Genomic DNA, 16,588 nt, shown 5'->3' with positions numbered 1-16,588 from the left:
CCATGGCTATTTCCGGAAAACGCGAAAAGACGCTGCTCCGGCTCGCGTCGATCCCGATGTGGGCGTTGGCGCTGACTTGCCTCTATCCGATCTATTTCGCCGTCAACAATGCGCTGAAGACCGACAAGGGCTATATCCTCAACCGCTTCTCGCTGGTCAACGACCCGACCATCGTCAATTTCATCAATGCCTGGAACCGCTCCAAGCTTTCCGAATACTTCCTCAATTCCGTCGTCACCACATTCGGGGCGGTGGCGCTGCTTTTGCTCGTGTCGTCGTTGGCCGGTTTCGCCTTCGCCATGCTGCGCTTTCCCTATCGGAAACTGCTGTTCATGGTGGTTCTGGCCTCGCTGATGATCCCGGTGCAGGTGGTTCTGGTGCCGTTCTATCGCACCATCGTCGCGCTCGACCTCGTCAACACGCGCATCGGCCTGATCATTTCCTATACGGCCTTCTTCCTGCCCTTCTGCGTCTACCTGATGACCGCCTTCTATTCCGGCCTGCCGCGCGAACTGGTCGAAGCGGCGCGGATGGACGGCGCGAAACTCCTGCAGATCTGGTGGCATGTGATGCTGCCGCTCGGCCGTCCCGCGCTGATCACGCTCGGCATTCTCAACACGCTCTATTGCTGGAACGACGTGCTGATCTCGCTGCTCGTGCTGCAGAAAGACCGTACGCTGATGGTCGGCATCGCTGCGCTAAAGGGCGAATACACCACCAATGTGCCGCTGTTGATGGCCGGAATCGTCATTGCCGCGGCGCCCATCGTTCTCATCTATCTCGTTTTCCAGCGGCGCATCGTCAATGGCATCGCCACCGGCGCCGTGAAGGGTTGAACCATGCATCAGATCGAACTCGTCCAAGTCACCAAGTCCTATGGCGCGGCTCATGTCATTCACGGCGTGTCAATGCAGATCGAACAGGGTGAATTCACTGTCTTCGTCGGCCCGTCCGGCTGTGGAAAATCCACGCTGCTGCGCATGATCGCCGGGCTCGAGGAGATCACCGACGGCGATTTGTTCATCGGCGGCGTCAGGATGAATGACACCGAGCCCTCCGAGCGCGGCGTCGCCATGGTCTTCCAGTCCTATGCGCTCTATCCCCATATGACGGTGGCCGAAAACATGAGTTTCGGCTTACGTATGGCGAAAGCGCCAAAGGCCGAGATCGAGGAGAAGGTGGCGCGCGCAGCCGCCATCCTGCAGCTCACGCCGCTGCTCGACCGCAAGCCCGCAGCACTCTCCGGCGGCCAGCGCCAGCGCGTCGCGATCGGCCGGGCGATCGTGCGCAATCCCGATGTCTTCCTGTTTGACGAGCCGCTGTCGAATCTTGACGCCGAACTGCGCGTGCAGACCCGGGTCGAGATCGCCAAGCTGCATCAGACGCTCAAAAACACCATCATCTACGTCACCCATGACCAGACCGAGGCGATGACGCTGGCCGACAAGATCGTCGTTCTGCGCGCCGGCCGCGTCGAGCAGATCGGCTCGCCGGTCGCGCTCTATGAGGATCCAGACAACGCCTTCGTCGCCGGTTTCATCGGCTCGCCGCGGATGAATTTTATGCAAGCGGCTGTTGCGGCCGATGGCCAAAGCCTCGAATTTGCAGGCGTGTCCCTGCCCTGCCCGACACTGTCGACGCCGCTCGCTCCCGGGTCGAATTTGCTGGTCGGCCTCAGGCCGGAACATCTCGATGAAGCCGAGGGAGTCGCATTCTCAGCGCGGGCGGATGTTGTCGAACATCTCGGCGCCACCGCCTATGTCCACGCCGCCCTGCCTGACGGCGCTGTGGTCGTGGCGGAAAAGCGCAAGACTGCGGCCCGCGTCGGCGATGTCATCGAGATGCGTTTCGACCCCGCCAACATGCGCTTTTTCACGCCTGACGGCGCCCGGATCCGCTGACATGGCCAAGATGGGCATGGCCATCAGGCTGAAGCCTGGCATGGTGGAAACCTACAAGGCGCTGCACGCCTCTCCTTGGCCTGACATGGACGCGGCCCTGAAAGCGGCCCATATCCGCGACTACTCCATTTTTCTCAAGGAGCCGGAGAACCTTCTGTTCGGCGTCTGGGTTTATGACGGAGACGATTTCGAGGCCGACATGCAGCGGCTGGGAGATCTCGATGTCACCAGGCGATGGCTCGCCCTCACCGATCCCTGCCAGACGCCGTTCGACTCGTCTGCGCCAGGCGAATGGTGGTCGTTCCTGCCCTGCGTCTATCATCTGGATTGAAAGGACACCCCATGAAAACCCGCCGCGTCGCAAAGACCTCGCTCGAAATCTCCGAAATCGGCTTTGGCTGCGCGCCGCTGGCGGGACTTTATCGGCCTTGCTCCGAAGAGCAGGCGCGCGATGTTCTGCAGACCGCCTGGGACGCCGGCATCCGTTATTTCGACACGGCGCCGCATTATGGCGCGGGGCTGTCCGAGGAGCGACTGGGCAAGTTCCTGGCAGACAAGGCGCGTTCCGATGTGGTGATCTCCACCAAGGTCGGCCGTCTCTTCACGCCCGTACCCCGTAATGAGGCTCCCGACTACGGCTTCGTCGACGCCAATCCCGCCGTCATGCGCTATGATTATAGCCGCGACGGCATCATGCGCAGCCTTGAAGAAAGCAGCAAGCGCATGGGCGTCGACCGCTTCGACATCGTCTTCGTCCACGACATCGGCCCCTACACCCACAAGGAGCCGGACAATTCCCGGCATCTCCGGGATCTGCGCCAGAGCGGCGGCGCGGCGCTTGAGGAACTGAAGGCGCGAGGCGTCATCGGCGCCTGGGGCGTCGGCGTCAATGAGACCGCCGTCTGCATGGATCTGATGGGCGATTTCGACATGGACGTGATTCTGCTCGCTGGCCGCTACACGTTGCTCGACCGGACGGCGGAGCGCGATCTGCTGCCGCTATGCCGCAAGCGTGGAATCTCGCTGGTCATCGGCGGCGTCTTTAATTCCGGCATTCTCGCCACCGGCCCCTTGCCCGGAGCGACCTTCGACTACGCGCCGGCCTCTGCCGATATTCAAGCGCGGGTCGGGGGCATGAAGCTTGAGGCGGAACAGCAGGGTCACGATCTGGCCGCTCTGGCGCTTCAGTTTCCGCTGGCGGACTCATGCGTGGCGAGCGTGCTCATCGGCACGGCGAAATCCTCGAGCCTGATCCGCAATCTCCAAAGCGTTGAGCATCGCATCGATCCCGGAGTCTACGGCCGGTTCGAGCGATTCAGCCTCGGAGCCAATTGATTTCGATTAGATGATGGAAAATGTCATATTTTACGCCGCGACGCGCGCGTAGATGTTGACTATAAATATCATGTTTATTAGAACCGCCGCCGGAGCCGCCGAGGGGCTGTTCCCGCGGCCTTGCAAGAGCGCGATCACGCGCTGAGATCCGTGCTTCACCCACACAGAAAAAGATTCAGCGGCCCGGCCCCGCCGGCGCGCCGCCCCGCTTCCGCGCGCCGTCCGCGGTCGGGGCGAGTTCTGGACGTGCAAGGAGAGAAAAATGGCAGACATGATCACGGTTGACGCCAGCAATCTGGAGTCTTTCGACTATTCCGCATATATCACCGAATATTTTGCCGCAGTCGGAGCCACCGCAGGCGCGTCGACCTGGTATCCGGGCTATACCAATGCGCCGCAGGTCGGGTTCCGTTACGCTGCTGACGAGACCAGCGCCCAGGTGGTGCTCGAAGGTGATCTCTCCTACAATCGCGGTGTTTATGGCTCGCTGACCGGCTTTACGCTCGGCAACTACACGAGTGAAACGACGACCGACGAAAGCGGCGCGCTGACCGGCGTCGATGCGGGCCTTGTTATCTCTGGTCTGGATCTGACACAGGACACCGCCAGCACCGACGTCACCACCAACAAGCTCTACGCTCTCTATCGCGCCCTGCAGCGCGGCAATGTCGCCGGCGACCAGGATCTCAACGGCGACGGTACTGTCAGCACCACGGAAAATGTCGATTATATCTATTCCGTGCTCGCCGCTCAGGCGCAGCATTTCATCGGTTCCGCTGGCGTCGACAGCTATACCGGCACCGCCTATGCCGATCAGATCGAAGGCAATGACGGAGCCGATACGCTGCTCGGCGGTGAAGGCGACGACACGATCGATGGCGGCGCCGGCGCGGACGCCATGACCGGTGGTCTCGGCGATGACAGCTATGTCGTGGACGATCTTAGCGATGTGGTGACGGAAGACGCCAGCGCGGGATCCGACACGGTCACCACCACCGTGAGCCATTATCAACTTGCCGCCAATGTCGAGACACTGGTGCTTTCCGGCGATCTAGCCGTCTTCGGATATGGCAATGACAGCGCGAACTCGATCGTCGGCAATGCGGTCGCGAATTCCATCTACGGCATGGCCGGCGCCGACACCTTGTCCGGTGGCGCGGGCGATGACACTTTGGGCGGCGGCGCAGGCGTCGACACGCTTCGTGGCGGCGATGGCAATGACACGCTTGCCGGCGATGCTGGAAATGACGTCCTGTCCGGCGGCGCAGGCGCTGACACTTTGGGTGGTGGCGCAGGCGCAGACACGCTCAATGGCGGTAATGGCAACGACGTTCTCAACGGCGGAGCCGCCAATGACGTGCTGACGGGCGGAGCGGGGGCTGACACGCTGACCGGCGGCGCTGGCGTCGACACGCTGAGCGGAAATCTTGGCGCAGACACATTCGTCTTCAACCTTGGCGACAGCGCCTCGGCGGTTGCCAAAGCCGACACGATCACCGATTTCAACGGTAAGCAGAGCGACATCATCGATCTCAGCGGCATCGACGCCAATGAGAACAAAAATGGCGACCAGGCCTTCTCCTTCATCGGCAGCGACGCTTTCTCCAAGCATGCCGGTGAACTTCGCGCCTATGCCGCCAATGGCGAGCGCTATGTCGCGGGCGACAATGACGGCGACGGCAAGGCGGACTTCACCATCCACATCGACAGCGCCGTCAACTTCAAGGTCGATTTCTTCGACCTCTAAGCAGGCCTGAATTGACGAGAATAGAATGGGGACGGCGCATGGCCGTCCCCGTTTTCGTTTCGGGCGGCAGCTGATGTGTGAATTCGGTTTTTCCGATACCGATATTCTTGATAATAAATTTGCGAATGCCGCAAAAGTTTGGCTGAATGGCGCCCGGGAACATAATCACAAACGGGAGAACGACCATGAAGACCTTCTTGAAGTCCACGACCGCTCTCATGCTGGGCCTGTCCGTCTCTGGCCAGGCGATCGCCGCCGAAATGCTCAAGGAAATCGGTCCCGGCGAAGGCGAATTGTCGATCGTCGCCTGGGCCGGCTATGTCGAGCGCGGCGAAACCGACAAGAATTACGACTGGGTGACCGCTTTCGAAAAGGAAACCGGCTGCAAGGTTTCCGTCAAGACCGCCGCCACCTCCGACGAAATGGTGACCCTGATGAACCAGGGTGGCTTCGACCTCGTCACCGCCTCGGGCGACGCCTCGCTCCGCCTCATTGCTGGCGGCAAGGTGCAGCCGATCAATGTCGATCTGATCAAGAGCTGGTCGACCGTTGACGACCGCCTCAAGGACGCGCCCTGGCACACGGTCGACGGCGCCCATTACGGCACGCCCTATCAGTGGGGCCCGAATGTGCTGATGTACAACACCAAGGTGTTCGGCGATAAGGCGCCGAAGAGCTGGTCGGTGGTGTTCGAGGAACAGAATCTGCCCGACGGCAAGACCAACAAGGGTCGCGTCCAGGCCTTTGACGGCCCGATCTACATTGCCGACGCCGCGCTCTATCTCAAGGCGCACAAGCCGGAACTCGGCATCAAGGACCCTTACGAGCTCAATGAAGAGCAATATGCCGCTGCTATCGCCCTTCTCAAGGGCCAGCGTTCGCTGATCGGCCGCTACTGGCACGACGCCATGGTGCAGATCGACGACTTCAAGAATGAAGGCGTGGTCGCTTCCGGCTCGTGGCCGTTCCAGGTCAACCTGCTGGCGGCGGAAAAGCAGCCCGTCGCCTCCGTCTTCCCCGAGGAAGGCGCGACCGGCTGGGCCGACACCACCATGCTGCATTCTGAGGCGGCTCATCCGAATTGCGCCTATATGTGGATGGAGCATTCGCTGTCGCCCAAGGTCCAGGGTGACCTCGCCGCCTGGTTCGGCTCGGTGCCGTCTGTGCCGGCCGCCTGCAAGGGCAATGCGCTACTGACCGACGAAGGTTGCGCCACCAACGGCTTCGACAATTTCGAGAAGATCAGCTTCTGGAAGACGCCGACCGCCAAATGCGCGTCGCAGGACGCCTGCGTGCCCTATAGCCGCTGGACCTCGGACTACATCGAAGTGATGGGCGGTCAGTAAGCCGCCCTCTCCCGCCGCCTTGGCGGCGGATCGCCCCATTCCTCCGCCCCTTGCCGGGGCGGAGCAAGCGCAGGGCATGGCCTTTGAGGCCGTAATTCTTTCTTTGACGGAGACTTCACTATGGTAGCGGCTGTATCCTTCCGCGCCGTGTCGCGCCATTTCGGCAGCGTCAAGGCGGTCGACGGGGTCGATCTCGACATCGCCGAGGGCGAATTCTTCGCCATGCTCGGCCCCTCAGGGTCAGGCAAGACCACATGTCTCCGGCTGGTGGCCGGCTTCGAACAGCCGACCGGCGGCGAGATCTCCATCTTCGGCGAAAGCGCCAATGGCGTCCCGCCCTGGAAGCGCCAGGTCAACACCGTCTTCCAGGACTACGCGCTCTTCCCGCATATGACGATCCTCGACAATGTCGCCTATGGGTTGATGGTCAAGGGCGTCGACAAGGCGACGCGGCTGCGCGAAGCCGAAAAGGCGCTGGATCTCGTCAAGCTCGGCGGTTATGGCGCTCGTAAGACGGGCCAACTGTCTGGCGGCCAACGTCAGCGCGTGGCGCTCGCTCGCGCGCTCGTGAATAAACCCAAGGTGCTGCTGCTCGACGAGCCGCTCGGCGCGCTCGACCTCAAACTGCGTGAAGCCATGCAGGAAGAGTTGAAGGCGCTGCAGAAAAGCCTCGGCATCACCTTCATCTTCGTGACCCACGACCAGGGCGAAGCGCTGTCGATGGCCGATCGCGTCGCCGTGTTCAACAATGGCGGCATCGTCCAGGCTGGCACGCCCGAAGACATTTATCAGCGGCCCAAGGTGAAATTCGTCGCCGATTTCGTCGGCTCTTCCAACCTGCTGCCGCCGGCGACCACCGAGAAACTGATCGGCCAGCGCCGCTGGTCGAGCCTGAGGCCGGAGATGATCGGCCTCGGCGACGGCGGCTCGGACAATGCCGTCCTTTCCGGTCGTCTCGCCAATCGCGCCTTCCTCGGTTCGGTAACCCGCATCGCGGTAGACACGGGCGATGTCAGGCTGCACGCCAATCTCGCCCCGGGCGCTCACGTGCCGGGCGAAGGCGAAGCGGTGACGCTCAGCTTCCCGAAATCCGCCCTTCACCTTCTGGATGACGCGGCATGACCAGCGCGGCTGTCTCTCCCTCTCAGGACGGCGTGATCGGCCGGGCTTCGGCGACGCTGTGGCGGCGTCCGAAACTGCTGCTCGCGCTGATGCTCGCCCCGCCGCTGCTCTGGCTCGGCGTCATCTATATCGGTTCGCTTCTTACGCTGTTGTTGCAGAGCTTCTTCATGCTCGATGATTTCACCGGCCAGGTGAAATACGAGCTGACGCTGTCGACCTATGGCGAACTGTTGCGGCGGTCCAATATCGACATCATCGTCCGCACCGTCACCATGGCGGCGCTGGTGACGATCGCCTCGGCCATCATCGCCTTCCCGATTGCCTATTTTGCCGCCCGCTACGCCAAGGGCAAATGGAAGGCGCTGTTCTATCTCGGCGTCATGCTGCCGCTCTGGTCGTCCTATCTCGTCAAAATCTACGCCTGGAAGATGATCCTCGCCAAGGAAGGCATCATCAGTTGGGCGTTCGAGAAGATCGGTCTGAGCTTTCTGCTCGACGCCTATCTCGCTCTGCCCATCGTCGGCGGCACGTCGCTGTCGATCAGCTTTACCGGCACGTTTCTCGTCTTCGTCTATATCTGGCTGCCCTATATGATCCTGCCGATCCAGGCGGCGCTCGAGCGCGTTCCCGGCAATTTGATCGAGGCCTCCTATGATCTCGGCGCAGCGCCGGGGAAAACCTTCCGGCATGTGCTGTTGCCGCTCGCTTTGCCCGGCATTGTCGCAGGCTCGATCTTCACCTTTTCGCTGACGCTCGGCGACTACATCATTCCCGGCATCATTGGTTCGTCCAGGCTTTTCATCGGTCAGGCCGTCTACACCCAGCAGGGCACGGCCGGCAACATTCCGCTCGCCGCCGCCTTCTCTGTCGTGCCGATCGTGATCATGGGGATCTATCTCTGGGTCGCCAAGAAGAAGGGAGCCTTCGATGCGCTCTGATCGTCTCAACGCGGCCCCCGCCGGGCTGAAAATAGCCGCCGGCGCCGGCCTGCTCTTCCTGCAGCTTCCGATCCTGTTGATCTTCGTCTACGCCTTCACGACTGAAGAGAAGAGCTTCAAATGGCCGCCGCCGGGCTTCACCCTGCAGTGGCTCGGCAAGGCCTGGGACCGGCCGGATGTCTGGGCGGCGCTGTCGCTGTCGGTGCAGGTGGCCGCCATCGCAACGGCAATCGCGCTGGTGCTCGGCACGCTCTGCGCCGCAGCCGTGTCGCGGGCAAATTTCTTCGGCAAGGAGGCGATCTCGCTGCTCGTCATCCTGCCGATCGCCCTGCCCGGCATCGTCACCGGCATCGCGCTGCGCTCCGCCTTCGGCATCATGGAGATCCCCTTCTCCTTCTGGACCATCGTGCTGGGCCACGCCACCTTCTGCGTCGTGGTGGTCTACAACAATGCGGTGGCGCGCTTCCGGCGGCTGTCGGGATCGCTGATCGAGGCGTCCTACGATCTCGGCGCCAATTCCTTCCAGACCTTCCGCTATGTCATCCTGCCGAATATCGGCACGGCGCTGATGGCGGGCGGAATGCTGGCTTTCGCGCTGTCCTTCGACGAGGTGATCGTCACCACCTTCACCGCCGGCCAGCAGGAGACGCTGCCGATCTGGATGCTCGAAGAACTCATTCGTCCGCGCGAGCGGCCGGTCACCAATGTCGTCGCCATGTTCGTGGTGCTGGTGACATTCCTGCCCATCCTGGGCGCCTATTACCTGACCCGCGACGGCGCCGAAACCGCCGGCGCCGGCAAATAACCCGGCAATCAAGAGGGAGAACATCATGGATACCGAATTGCTGATCGGCGGAAAGTTCGAAGCCGGCACCGAGACTGAAGAGCAGATCCTCAACCCGCGCACCGGCGAAACCATCGTCGCCATTCCCGAGGCCTCGACCGCCCAGATCGACGCCGCCGTCGACGCCGCCGAAGCCGCCTTCGTGCAGTGGTCGGAGACCACGCCTGCGCAGCGCGCCGGCTATCTTCTCAAGATCGCCGACGCCATCGAGGCCGACGCGCTCGGCTTCGCCACGCTCGAATCTCTGAACTGCGGCAAGCCCATCAATGCGGCGCTAAATGACGAAATCCCCGCGATCGTCGATTGTTTCCGCTTCTTTGCCGGCGCGATCCGCGCCCAGCACGGCCCCGTGGCCGGCGAATATCTGCCTGGCTTCACCTCGATGATCCGCCGCGATCCGGTCGGCGTCATCGGTTCGATCGCGCCGTGGAACTATCCGCTGATGATGGGCGCCTGGAAGCTTGCGCCGGCGCTGGCGGGCGGCAACACCGTGGTGTTCAAGCCTTCGGAACAGACGCCGCTGACGGCGCTGAAGCTTGCCAAACTCATGGCCGACATTCTGCCCGAAGGCGTTGTCAACATCGTGCTCGGCCGCGGCGAGACCACCGGCAATCACCTGATCAACCATCCGAAGATCAAGATGGTGTCGATCACCGGCGATGTCGCCACCGGCAAGAAGGTGCTGGTCGCCGCCTCCAAGACCGTCAAGCGCACGCATCTGGAACTGGGCGGCAAAGCCCCGGTGATCATTTATGACGACGCCGATATTCCGGCCGCCGTCGAGGCGCTGAAGATCTTCGGCTTCTACAATGCCGGACAGGATTGCACCGCCGCTTGCCGCATTTATGCGCATGAGAAGATCTATGATCGCTTCGTCGCCGATTTCGGCGCCGCCGTCTCCAGCATCCGCTTCAACCAGGCCGATGACGCCGAAAACGAAATGGGGCCGCTGATCTCCAAGCGTCAGCGCGATCGCGTCGCGAGCTTTGTCGAGCGCGCCGCCGAACTCGGCCACATGGATGTCGTCACCGGCGGCAAGCTCGGCTCGGAGAAGGGCTTCTACTATCAGCCCACCGTGGTGGCCGGGGCGCTGCAGGATGACGAAATCGTCCGTCGCGAAGTGTTCGGCCCCGTTGTCTCCGTCACCCGCTTCAATGACGACACCGATGTGATCGGCTGGGCCAATGACAGCGATTACGGCCTCGCCTCCTCGGTCTGGACCAAGGATGTCTCCAAGGCGATGAAGGCGTCGGCCAAGCTGCAATATGGCTGCACCTGGGTGAACACCCATTTCATGCTGACCAACGAAATGCCGCATGGCGGCGTCAAGCAATCCGGCTATGGCAAGGACATGTCGATGTATGCGCTTGAGGATTACACCGTGGTCCGTCATGTTATGATCGCACATTGATCATTCCAGGGCTCCCCGCTCCGCGCGGGGAGCCGCCTCACCACGGAGCCCCAGATGCCCGATCTTGCCGAGACCATGCGCGTGTTCGAGCCCTATCCGGGGCTTTTTGCATTTTATGACGGCCGCATCGCCGGCAAGCGACTGCATTCCCAAGAGGAAAACTGGCTCGACGACGGCGCCTATGGCCTGGGTATCGCAGCCTATGCGCTGGTCGACGGGGCCGAGGCCATCGTCTATGACAGCCACACCAGTCTCGATCACGCCCGCTTCATGCGGCGGTATCTTGAAGAGGCGGGCGTCACGAGGATCCGTCTCGTGCTGAGCCACTGGCACACCGACCATGTCGCCGGCAACGAGGTCTTTTCAGACTGCGAGATCATCGCGCTCGGATTGACGGCGCAGGCCATGGAAGAGCATCGCGAGGAGTTGGAAGGCGGCTCGCCGCCGATTTCGCCGCTGGTGATGCCGACACGCCTGTTCGAAAACCAACTGGACCTGAAGTTGGGCGGTCGGCGCATCGAATTGCATCACTTCGACATTCACAGCGCCGATGGCTGCGTGCTGTGGCTGCCGGATGAAGGCCTGTTACTGGCCGGCGACACGCTGGAAGATACGGTGACCTATGTGTCCGAGCCCGAACATATCGAGACGCATATCGCAGAACTGTCGCGCATGGCCTTGTGGCCGATCCGCCGCATCCTGCCCAATCATGGCGATTCCCGACGCATTGCCGAGGGCGGCTACAAGAAGGGCCTTGTTGACGCCAACCGCGCCTATCTCGAACGGTTGATCGATCCGCTTGATCGCCGGATCGCGGCGTCCTCGCCGCTGGTCGATTTCGTCGCCGAGGATTGCGCCCGCGGCGCCATCCTCTATTTCGAGCCCTATGAGGCGGTCCACCGCCGCAATGTCGAGGCGGTGGAGAAGGTTCACGGCTGAGATTTAGAGCAATCCACGCCGGGCGAGATTGGCCATCAGGGCGCGGACGCCGAAGGTCCAGGGCTTGCATTCTGTCGATAGCCGTACTGTGTTTGTCAGGCTGCCCAACTCTGGATTGGCGATGGTCACCACGTCGCCGAGCTTATGGGTGAAACCCTGACCTTTATGGTCGCGATCTTCCACGGGCGCGAACAGCGTGCCCATGAACAGCATGAAACCATCGGGATATTGATGATGCCGACCGATGGTCTGGCTGACGAGATCCAGCGGATCGCGGCTGATTTCCTTCATCGAGCTCTTGCCGTCGAGCACATAACCATCTTCGCCTTCGACGCGAAGCGTCAGGTCGGCGTTGCGGACATGATCGATCGAGTAAGTCGCGTCGAACAGTCGGATGAACGGGCCGATCGAGCAGGATGCGTTGTTGTCCTTGGCCTTGCCGAGCAGCAGCGCCGAACGTCCCTCGACATCGCGCAGATTGACGTCATTGCCAAGCGTCGCGCCCTGCACCACGCCCTTGGAATTGACCGCAAGCACGACTTCCGGCTCGGGATTGTTCCATTTGGAAATCGGATGCAGGCCGACCTCGGCGCCATAGCCGACCGAGGCCATGGGCTGCGCCTTGCTGAACACTTCGGCGTCGGGGCCGATGCCGACTTCGAGATATTGCGACCAGACGCCTTCCTCGATCAGCGCCGCCTTGACCTTCATCGCCTCGTCCGAGCCGGCCTTCAGGTTGCGCAGGCTGTCGCCGATGATCGACGTGACGCGTTCGCGGATCTTTTCGGCCAGCGCCGGATTGCCCGCCGCCTTCTCCTCGATCACGCGCTCGACCATGGAGCGGGCAAAGGTCACGCCGCAGGCTTTGACCGCCTGGAGATCATTCGGCGCGAGAAGCAGACCGCGGCTGACCGCGTCCCCCAGCGCCATCACCGGCGCTCCCGGATTGGCGGCGAGCCAGGCGACGGGATCGTCCATCTCCAGCAGATCGCGCATGGTCGGCGCGGCCTTCGAGGTCACGTCATGCAGCATGCCGTCACGCAAGCTCACCAGCGCCGGGCCATCGGCTGCTTCCAGCCAGATCCGGCCGACAAATGTTCCGCTCGCAAACTGTTTCGCAGTCAAATTCACAATCCTCACTCCCTGACGTCTCAGCGCCGCCGGAACACCGGTGGCCGCTTTTCCTTGAAGGCGGCGCGACCCTCGGTCGCGTCAGCCGTGGCGAAGCAGATGGTCTGCAAATCGCGCTCATATTCGATAGCCTTTTCGACCGGCATGGAAAAGGCGGCCTTGAGATTGAGCTTGGCCGTTTCCGCCGCGATCGGCGCCCGCGCAGCGATGGTTTTCGCCAGCGTCCTCGCCCGCGTCATCAGTTCCGCCTGGCTCACGACTTCGCTGACGAGGCCCCAGCCGAGTGCGCGCTCGGCGCTGATCGGATCGCCGGTCATGATCATCAGCGCGGCGTTCGACGGACCGACCGCATGGGCGAGATGAACCGCCATGCCGCCGCCGCCGATCCAGCCGAGCTTGATTTCGGGCGCCGCGAACTGGGCGTTGTCCGAAGCCAGCCGGATATCGCAGGACATCGCCGTCTCCAGCCCGCCGCCGAAGGCGTAGCCGTTGACGGCGGCGATCGACGGCTTCAGCAGCGCCCGGATCGCGTCGCAATAATCCGGCCGGTTGCGGAACTGCCACGGCGTCTCATAGGTGTCGAGCTCACGAATATCCGAGCCCGCGCAGAAAGCGCGCTCGCCGACGCCGGTGACGATGACGCAGCGGATCGTGTCGCTGTCATTGCATTCGGTGACGGCTGCGACGATGGCGTCGGCCATCTCCGGCGTCACGGCGTTCAGCTTCTGCGGGCGGTTGAGGGTGATGACGGCGATATCGTCCTCGATCTCGAACCTGATATCTTCGGTCATGGCGCGTAATCCTTCTCAAGCGCATGTTTTGCAAACAGCGCGTTCAGCGCGGCGATGGCGGTCTTTCCATTGGTTTTGTTGGCGAAACAGTCGCGCAACAGCGCCGAGGCCTCCGTCTGGAAGCGGATATAGCCGTTGAAGCGCGGTCGGACATAGGCGCCTTCGAGCGTCGCCGCCGTGTTGCGATAGAACTGCCCCCAGCGCGCATTCACCGCCTCGTCGCTCCAGGCCGACCGGCGCGACGGCTGGCCTTCATGGCCGGGTATGAAGCGCGTCTGCGCCTCCTCACCCATCAGCCAGGTTAGATGTTCGATTAGCTCCGGCGTCAGGTCGCAACGGCGCGACACGGCGATGCCGGTGCCGCCCAGCGTCGAGCCCGGTCGTCCGCCGATGCTCGTCACTGGCGCATTATGGAAGCCGAGAGCTCTGCCCGCGCTTGGAGCGGCGTAATTGACATAGCCATAGATCAGCGGGCAGAGCGCGACATCGTCATGCGCCGTCATATGGGCGAGAATGCCGATGGGATTGAGCGCGCGCACGGATGCGGGACTGCGGGACGCCAGCAGGCCCATGAGATCATAGACAATCAGCCCCGTCTCTTCCGTCACCAATTGGTGACCAAGCCGTCCCGCCTCTTCGCCATAGGCTGCAGCAATCGACAGGAAACTGAGGATCGCATGTGGGCCCGCCAGCGACAGCGCCACCTTGCCGCCGGACCAGGAGAGGTCCACCACCTCTTTCCAGGTCCGCGGCGGCTCCTCCACGAGGTCGGGCCTGAGCGCCATCACCTGCGTTGCAGCATCGAGCGGCAGCGCCCATGTCGCCCCCTCGTAATGGTAACTCTCAAGGCACGGACCGATGGTCGCCGCGCCGATGTCCTGGAGAACGCCAGCGCTGAAAACTTCCTCCAGCGGTCTGAGGCACATCTCCGCCACCGCTTCGCCGACATGCGGATGATCGAGCACGACGAGGTCATAGCGGGCGCAGAGATCGGCGATCGGATGGGATTCGAAGCCTTCGAGCGGCTGCTTGTCCCAGACGATGTCGACCAATCCCTCGGCGCGCGACTTGTCTGCGGCGGAGGCGAGCGCATTGTAACCCCGGGGATGATCCCAGGTCAGGGCAAGATAGCGCTTCATCAATGCATCACCCAGCCGCCATCGACATTCAGCGTCTGGCCGGTGATGAAGCCGGCGCCGTCGGAGGCCAGGAACATCAGCGCATTGGCGATATCGGCGGGCGAACCGCGCCGTTTCACGGCCTGATGATCCAGCACATGGCGGGTATAGCCTTCCGGATCCGGATGGATCTTTTCCGCGTCGGTCGGGAAGGCGCCCGGCGAAATGGCGTTGACGGTGACGCCATATGGACCGAATTCCCGCGCCCAGGCGCGGGCAAGCCCGACCAGCGCGCCCTTGGACTGGACGTAAGGCGACAGCAGCGCCCAGCCGCCATAAAGGGTGATCGAGGCGATGTTGATGATCCGCCCCCATTGCCGCGCCTTCATATGCGGCAACGCCGATTGCACGCAGACGATGGCCGCATCGACATTGACGCGCTGCACCAGCTGATGCTCCTCGATCGTGTACTCTTCGAAGGGCTTGGAGGGATAAATCGCGGCATTGTTGATCACCACGTCGAAGCCGCCATGCTTTTCCTGCAGGAAATCGAGTTCCCGCTTCAGGCCTGCGAGATCGGAAAGATCGAAATCGCGCACAATCAGCCGCTCGGCGTGATGCGCCTTGGCCGCCTGTTCCAGAGCCGCCATCTTGGCGACGTCGCGATCGATCACCACCACGCTTGCGCCGGCGTCGAGAAAATGCATCGTTGTCTCAAGCCCCAGCCCGCCTGCGCCGCCGGTATAGAGAATGGTCTTGCCCGTCATGTCGATCATGCGCGGCCTCCGATCGGCAGATGCTTGCCGGACGGCTGCGGATAGTCCTCATCCGGTTGCGCGGCGATGGCGCGGATGCGGCCTTCGGAACCGGCGATCTCGTCGGCACTAGTGAGGATGCGGAAGGTCGATTGATAGGCGCGCTCGTCGCCATGGTCGAGCCAGATCAATTCGCTCTTTTCCTTCGCATAGCTCTTGCCGAGCACATGGTTTGTCGAGGGTTCGATGCCCAGGGCGTACTGGCCGGCTTGCAGATTCTGCCATTCATACTGGCAGGGAAACTGGTCCTTGCGCGTCGTCACTTCGAAGCCGAGCCCCAGCGCGTCATTGACCAGCGCCACCGGGACCTCGCCTGCGGCGTCGGCGCCCAGTTCATGCTGCCAGACCTGTTCGTGAAAACCGAGCTGCGGCGCGGGCATCGTGCGATAGCCGACAGTCTGCTTGCGGTAGTCGTCGCCCGCATGCGCCGTCCAGACCACGTCCCTGATCGGCGCAATGTAACGCGAACCCTCGGAAAGCACGGGATGGCCGACATTGATGTGATAGCAATACATATGCGGCGTGCGGTAGAAGCCGCGATTGATGACCCTGTCTGAAATCCTGATGTCGTTGGTCCCGGCGGTAATCTCGATGCGGCGGATGAGTTCGAGATGTTCGCCGAACACCGTGCCCTGGATGACCGAGCCTTCGCACCACAGCACCATCTCGTCGCCGTCCCAGCGCTCTCCATAGCCCGTGAGCTTACCCGGAATCGTGCCAATGCGGCCATGAATGGAATGGCTGACCGTCTTGCGCGGCCCATAGACATAGTGATCCGCCGGCTCGTCATGCATGAACAGGATATGGTCGAGTCCGCAGGTCACCATCAGGCCGGAAAACGAGCGTAGCCAGGCGAGCCCGCCCTCGCCTTCATATTCATGCAGACCCGGATGGCGGAAACCGGCCGGGGAATGCCAGCCCACCGCCATGCCGCGATAGTCGCAATCGGCGATGTCGAAGGCGCGGTCGATGAGCACGGTGAAGCGCAGACCCGTGCCGCTTCGAAATTCCAGCATGCGGATGCCGCGCTCGACGCCGTCGCCCAGCGTCATCAGCCTCACGCCGGCAAATTGCCCAAACGATCCCGCATGCGCCGCGAGGTCACGACGTGACCGCTGGCCGCCATAAAGTTCAACCATGTCTGCATTTC

The 16,588-nt window shown here is 62.3% G+C and carries 16 protein-coding genes; 11 read left to right on the top strand and 5 right to left on the bottom strand.

Annotated features, from left to right (window positions below; all coding sequences use genetic code 11):
• Nucleotides 1-2 precede the first annotated feature (2 nt).
• The 11 genes from M2360_RS20695 to M2360_RS20645 all read left to right on the top strand — a co-directional run bounded on the left by M2360_RS20695 (nucleotide 3) and on the right by M2360_RS20645 (nucleotide 11,583).
• A complete protein-coding gene (locus tag M2360_RS20695; RefSeq protein ID WP_280777251.1) occupies nucleotides 3-836 on the top strand; it encodes a carbohydrate ABC transporter permease in 834 nt (277 codons plus the stop codon).
• A 3-nt stretch (nucleotides 837-839) separates the two neighbouring features.
• Nucleotides 840-1,901: a sn-glycerol-3-phosphate ABC transporter ATP-binding protein UgpC gene (gene ugpC / locus M2360_RS20690; RefSeq protein ID WP_280777250.1), complete on the top strand. Its 1,062-nt coding sequence runs from the start codon at nucleotides 840-842 to the stop codon at nucleotides 1,899-1,901.
• A 1-nt stretch (nucleotide 1,902) separates the two neighbouring features.
• Nucleotides 1,903-2,232, top strand: a complete 330-nt coding sequence (locus M2360_RS20685) for an L-rhamnose mutarotase (RefSeq protein ID WP_280777248.1) — start codon at nucleotides 1,903-1,905, stop codon at nucleotides 2,230-2,232.
• 11 nt (nucleotides 2,233-2,243) lie between these two features.
• Nucleotides 2,244-3,236, top strand: a complete 993-nt coding sequence (locus M2360_RS20680) for an aldo/keto reductase (RefSeq protein WP_280777247.1) — start codon at nucleotides 2,244-2,246, stop codon at nucleotides 3,234-3,236.
• Nucleotides 3,237-3,498: 262 nt separating this feature from the next.
• A complete protein-coding gene (locus M2360_RS20675) occupies nucleotides 3,499-4,983 on the top strand; it encodes a calcium-binding protein (RefSeq protein WP_280777246.1) in 1,485 nt (494 codons plus the stop codon).
• 185 nt (nucleotides 4,984-5,168) lie between these two features.
• Entirely contained in the window at nucleotides 5,169-6,329 is a 1,161-nt protein-coding gene (locus M2360_RS20670; RefSeq protein WP_280777245.1) for an ABC transporter substrate-binding protein, read from the top strand.
• 120 nt (nucleotides 6,330-6,449) lie between these two features.
• Entirely contained in the window at nucleotides 6,450-7,451 is a 1,002-nt protein-coding gene (locus M2360_RS20665; RefSeq protein ID WP_280777244.1) for an ABC transporter ATP-binding protein, read from the top strand.
• Complete coding sequence (locus tag M2360_RS20660) at nucleotides 7,448-8,389, top strand: ABC transporter permease (RefSeq protein ID WP_280777243.1); 942 nt, start codon at nucleotides 7,448-7,450, stop codon at nucleotides 8,387-8,389. Before M2360_RS20665 ends, M2360_RS20660 begins: the two co-directional genes overlap by 4 nt.
• The gene (locus M2360_RS20655; protein ID WP_280777242.1) at nucleotides 8,379-9,194 is read left to right on the top strand and encodes an ABC transporter permease; all 816 of its coding nucleotides are present in this window, start codon (nucleotides 8,379-8,381) and stop codon (nucleotides 9,192-9,194) included. The genes M2360_RS20660 and M2360_RS20655 overlap by 11 nt, the downstream gene beginning before the upstream one ends.
• A gap of 25 nt (nucleotides 9,195-9,219) precedes the next feature.
• Nucleotides 9,220-10,644, top strand: a complete 1,425-nt coding sequence (locus M2360_RS20650) for a gamma-aminobutyraldehyde dehydrogenase (RefSeq protein ID WP_280777241.1) — start codon at nucleotides 9,220-9,222, stop codon at nucleotides 10,642-10,644.
• A 54-nt stretch (nucleotides 10,645-10,698) separates the two neighbouring features.
• Entirely contained in the window at nucleotides 10,699-11,583 is an 885-nt protein-coding gene (locus tag M2360_RS20645; protein ID WP_280777239.1) for an MBL fold metallo-hydrolase, read from the top strand.
• 3 nt (nucleotides 11,584-11,586) lie between these two features.
• On the opposite strand, the gene M2360_RS20640 is transcribed toward M2360_RS20645, so the two are convergent.
• Genes M2360_RS20640 through M2360_RS20620 form a run of 5 tightly spaced genes read right to left on the bottom strand, consistent with a single transcriptional unit; the run spans nucleotide 11,587 to nucleotide 16,577 of the window.
• Nucleotides 11,587-12,717 carry a fumarylacetoacetate hydrolase family protein gene (locus tag M2360_RS20640; RefSeq protein WP_280777373.1) on the bottom strand — a complete coding sequence of 377 codons (1,131 nt, stop codon included), beginning with the start codon at nucleotides 12,715-12,717 and terminating at the stop codon, nucleotides 11,587-11,589.
• A gap of 17 nt (nucleotides 12,718-12,734) precedes the next feature.
• Nucleotides 12,735-13,505 (bottom strand): enoyl-CoA hydratase/isomerase family protein, encoded by a 771-nt coding sequence (locus tag M2360_RS20635; protein ID WP_280777238.1) that lies wholly within the window; start codon nucleotides 13,503-13,505, stop codon nucleotides 12,735-12,737.
• Complete coding sequence (locus tag M2360_RS20630) at nucleotides 13,502-14,644, bottom strand: extracellular solute-binding protein (RefSeq protein ID WP_280777237.1); 1,143 nt, start codon at nucleotides 14,642-14,644, stop codon at nucleotides 13,502-13,504. The genes M2360_RS20635 and M2360_RS20630 overlap by 4 nt, the downstream gene beginning before the upstream one ends.
• A complete protein-coding gene (locus M2360_RS20625) occupies nucleotides 14,644-15,399 on the bottom strand; it encodes an SDR family oxidoreductase (RefSeq protein ID WP_280777235.1) in 756 nt (251 codons plus the stop codon). The genes M2360_RS20630 and M2360_RS20625 overlap by 1 nt, the downstream gene beginning before the upstream one ends.
• A complete protein-coding gene (locus M2360_RS20620; protein ID WP_280777234.1) occupies nucleotides 15,396-16,577 on the bottom strand; it encodes an aldose 1-epimerase family protein in 1,182 nt (393 codons plus the stop codon). The genes M2360_RS20625 and M2360_RS20620 overlap by 4 nt, the downstream gene beginning before the upstream one ends.
• Between the last annotated feature and the right edge of the window lie 11 nt (nucleotides 16,578-16,588).

Origin of the sequence: Rhizobium sp. SG_E_25_P2 (assembly GCF_029892285.1) — a bacterium.
GTDB lineage: Bacteria > Pseudomonadota > Alphaproteobacteria > Rhizobiales > Rhizobiaceae > Rhizobium_E.
Note: the sequence above shows the minus strand (reverse complement) of the source record. Positions and strands in the feature narration are given on the sequence as shown.